Origin of the sequence: Alistipes sp. CAG:268, assembly GCA_000434235.1 — a bacterium.
Taxonomy (GTDB): Bacteria; Bacteroidota; Bacteroidia; order Bacteroidales; family Rikenellaceae; genus Alistipes; species Alistipes avistercoris.
Window position 1 is genome coordinate 35,898 of record FR892015.1, and the last position, 4,324, is coordinate 40,221.

The following is a 4,324-nucleotide window of genomic DNA, read 5'->3' on the forward strand; positions in this document are numbered from 1 at the left end:
ACGACGCTCGTCGAGGAGACGGCCAAGGCCTTCGACGAGGTGTTGCGCCTCGAGGCCGAGATTGAGAGCCTGACGCGCGAGATCGCCGAGCGCACCGACTACGAAAGCGCCGACTACGAGCAGTTGCTGCACCGTCTGAACGACGCGCAGGACCGCTACCACATCCTCGGCGGCGAGACGCGCGATGCCGACATCGAGAAGACGCTGCTCGGCTTGGGCTTCAAGCGCGAGGACTTCGGTCGTGCGACGAGCGAGTTCTCCGGCGGCTGGCGCATGCGTATCGAGCTGGCGAAGCTGCTGCTGCGGCGACCCTCGATCTTCCTGCTCGACGAGCCCACGAACCACCTCGACATCGAGTCGATCCAGTGGCTCGAGGAGTATCTGAAGAACTACAACGGCGCCGTGCTGCTCATCTCGCACGACCGGGCGTTTCTGGACAACGTGACGAACCGCACGGTCGAGCTCTCGCTGGGCAAGATCACCGACTACAAGGTTCCCTATTCGAAATACGTTGTGCTGCGCGCCGAGCGCCGCGCCCAGCAGCTGGCCGCCTACGAGAACCAGCAGCGGATGATCGAGAAGACCGAGGAGTTCATCGAGAAGTTCCGCTACAAGCCCACGAAGTCGAACCAGGTGCAGTCGCGCATCAAGCAGCTCGAGCGACTCGAACGGCTGGAGGTCGAGGAGGAGGACCTGGCCACGCTCAACATCAAGTTCCCGCCGGCGCCGCGCTCGGGGCAGATCGTCGCCGAGATCAACGAGGCCGGCATGTCGTTCGGCTCGAAGCACGTATTCAGCGGTGCGAACTTCACGATCGAGAAGGGCGACCGTATTGCCTTTGTGGGCCGCAACGGCGAGGGAAAGACGACGCTGGCCCGGATGCTCGTCGGGCAGCTGACCCCGACCGAAGGGTCGATCCGCATCGGCGCCAATGTCAATATCGGCTACTATGCGCAGAATCAGGACGACCTGATGGACGGTGAGTTCACGGTCTACGATACGTTGGACCGGGTGGCCGTGGGCGATATCCGCACGCGGCTGCGCGATATCCTCGGGGCGTTCCTCTTCCGCGGCGAGGACATCGACAAGAAGGTCAAGGTGCTCTCGGGCGGCGAGCGGGCCCGGCTGGCCATGGCCCGCATGATGCTCGAGCCGCGCAACCTGCTGGTGCTCGACGAGCCGACGAACCACATGGACATGCGCTCGAAGGACATCCTCAAGAATGCCATTCTGAAGTACGACGGCACGGTGGTTGTCGTTTCGCACGACCGTGAGTTCCTCGACGGCATGGTGGACAAGGTCTACGAGTTTCGCGACGGCGGGGTGAAGGAGTACCTCGGCGGCATCTACTATTTCCTTGAGAAGCGCAAGCTGGAGTCGCTGCAGGAGATCGAGCGGCGTGACCCGTCGCCGAAGTCCGCCGCGGCGAAGGGCCCGGCGAAGGGAGCCGCCCCGGATGAGGACGCGAAGGCGGTACCCTCGGGCAAGGCCTCCTACGAGCAGCGCAAGGAGCAGGAGAAGCTGCTGCGCAAGCTGCGCCGGAACGTCGAGACGATCGAGGCCGGGCTGGCCGAAATCGAGAAGCAGATCGCGGTCTACGATGCGAAGTTCGCCGCGGCGACCGAATACAACGAGGCCGACTACCGGGACTACAACGACCTGAAGGCCCGTTACGACCACCAGATGCACGAGTGGGAGAAGGCCTCCTACGAACTGGAGATCACCGAAAACGCCTGATCCGGATGCGCGATCCGGACACCGGCCGCCTCCGCGGCCGCAGAACCGACAAAACCGCAGAACTATGGAGAACAACCTTATTTTCGGAATCCGTCCCGTGGCCGAGGCCATCGAGGCCGGGAAGCAGATCGAGAAACTCTATATCCGCAAGGGGGCCGAAGGGCAGCTGATGCAGGAACTCAAGGACCTCTGCCTGAGACACCGCCTGCGCTGGCAGGAGGTGCCGGTGGAGAAGCTGAACCGGCTGGTGCGGGGCAACCACCAGGGGGTGGTGGCGCAGACTGCCGCGATCGCCTATGTCGAGCTGTCGGACATCCTGGAGCGGGTCCCCGAGGACGAGACGCCGCTCATCGTCCTCTTCGACGGGGTGACCGACGTGCGCAACTTCGGGGCCATCGCCCGTTCGGCCGAGTGTGCCGGGGCCCACGGCCTGATCGCACCGCTCAAGAACTCGGCCCCGGTGAATGCCGAGGCGATCCGTTCGTCGGCCGGGGCGCTCACGACGATCCCTGTCTGCCGCGTGGGGTCGATCCGCAATACGCTCCGGCAGTTGCAGACCGAGGGCTTTCAGGTCGTGGCGGCCACGGAGAAGAGCCGCAAACTGCTCTACGACGCCGACTTCCGCCGCCCGACGGTGATCGTCATGGGGGCCGAGGATACGGGAATCTCGAAGGAGGTGCTCAAACTCTGCGACGAACAGCTGGCCATCCCGATGATCGGCCACATCGAGTCGCTGAACGTCTCGGCCGCCGCCGCGGTGATGCTCTACGAGGTCGTGCGCCAGCGCATCGGCGAGTGATCCGGTCCTCTCCCGATTTTTGAATCCAACTGCAAGAACCATGAGGTGGAATTTCCGAGAGCGGATGGCCGGACTCCGGGAGGGGTTCGTCTCCGTGTGGCGGTGCCATACGCTCGAACTGTTGCTGCTGCTGGCGTTGACCGTAATCCTGATCGTCTGCAATGAGATCGATCAGTACCCGAACGTTGACCGGCTTGTGGTGCTCGGCTGGGGGGCGATGCTGCTCCTGATCGTCAATCGACTGGTTGGGCAGACTCTCTGGCGCCGTATCTACTGGGTGGCGTGGGCTCCGCTTGTGCCGCTCTTCCTCGGGCCGGGGCTCTCCGACTGGATCGATACGGAGCAGGCTCTCATCACGATGCTGATCCTCACGCCGCTGGCGCTGCTTGCCTGCCGGCGGGCCGTTTCGAACGAGCGGTTTGTGGCCGATGCGCTCGTTTACCTGCGCTCGGGCCTGCTGGCCATGCTCTTCGCCTATGTCGGTTACGGGCTTTTCGAGGCGATTCTCTGGTCGGCGGCCTACATCTTCCGCTTCACCGACGCTCCGTGGGTCGTGCACCTTACGGCCGACCTCTTCTATGTCGTGCAGTTCTTCGCCGTGCCGACACTCTTCCTGATGATGCTCGACCGCTGGGAGGGGGCGCGCTTCGGCTCGTCGCGCGTTCTGGAGGTGCTGCTGAACTGGGTCGTCACGCCGGCCGTCATCATCTATGCCGCCATCCTTTACCTCTATCTTGTAAAGATCCTCTTCACGTGGTCACTGCCCGAGGGCGGTGTGGCCTATCTGGTCTTCGGCTTCACGATGACCGTGCTGCTGGTCAAGGCCCTCCGGCAGCAGCTCGCAAGACGCATCGGCGACTGGTTCTACGACCGGTTGAGCCTCCTGTCGCTGCCGATCGTGGCGCTGTTCTGGGTCGGCGTCGCGCGGCGGGTCGGCGAGTACGGGCTCACCGATTCGCGCATCTACCTGCTCGTCTGCGGCTCCGTGATGACGGTCTGCATCCTGCTCTTCCTCTCGCGCCGCACCGGACGCTACCTGTGGGTCGTGCTGGCCTCGATGGCCGCCTTCGCCTCGGTAGCCTATATCCCTGCGCTCAACCCCCGTCAGGCGGCCCTGCGTTCGCAGGCCCGGCGGGTCGAGCGGATCGCCGCCGGGCTCGGCCGGCTCGAGGAGTCGGGGCGACTGGCTCTTGCGCCCGCAACGCTGGCCGACACGCTTTACAAAAAGGAGTACCGCGAACTCTACGAGGCGCTGGAGTATGTCGAGCGCGACAGTGCGGCGTTCGCGCGCTTCGGCCTGGAGACATCGGACGATCTGGCGGAGATCCTCCCCAAGGAGATGTACGATTATGTGCGGTGGGGGGCGGCTGTCGATGTGGCGGTCGAGGAGAGTCCCTTCATTTGGGTCTATCTTCCCCAGAATATCTGCATCGGGGAGTTCGACAGCTACTCCCGCTGCTATGTCAATCTCACGGAGTGGTCGCCCGAGATCTATACCTTCAAAAACGATACGCTTCGGTTCTACCTCGGAGAGGAGCATCCTGTGCTCGAAATTCCGGGTGCGGAGCTGTTGAAAACACAGCTTGAACGGAGTGGTTTTGATCCTTCGCGGGGCGTAGAACCCACCGGAGAGGAGGCACTGCGGTTGTTGGATTACCGCGATGAGCGTTGCCGCATCCTTTTCGAACGGCTGATGATCGAGCGGCTCGATTCGGCCGATCGGCTCTCGGTCGAGGCGGTGCATTCCCTGTGGCTGCGATGATCGGACGGGGGAGGAAGAGCGGGGCG

Annotated in this window: 3 protein-coding genes; all 3 read left to right on the forward strand. The window is 63.6% G+C overall.

Translation table 11 applies throughout. The features are described 5' to 3' along the window. Window positions 1-1,737: ABC-F family ATP-binding cassette domain-containing protein (locus tag QZL63_RS09055; protein WP_290586652.1), on the forward strand; the 1,737-nt coding region annotated here is incomplete at its 5' end. 64 nt (window positions 1,738-1,801) lie between these two features. Further along, window positions 1,802-2,536, forward strand: coding sequence for a 23S rRNA (guanosine(2251)-2'-O)-methyltransferase RlmB (rlmB, locus tag QZL63_RS09060; RefSeq protein ID WP_022308995.1), 735 nt, complete (start codon window positions 1,802-1,804; stop codon window positions 2,534-2,536). Between the two features lie 40 nt (window positions 2,537-2,576). After that, the gene (locus QZL63_RS09065) at window positions 2,577-4,298 is read left to right on the forward strand and encodes a DUF4153 domain-containing protein (RefSeq protein ID WP_022308996.1); all 1,722 of its coding nucleotides are present in this window, start codon (window positions 2,577-2,579) and stop codon (window positions 4,296-4,298) included. Window positions 4,299-4,324: the final 26 nt, after the last annotated feature.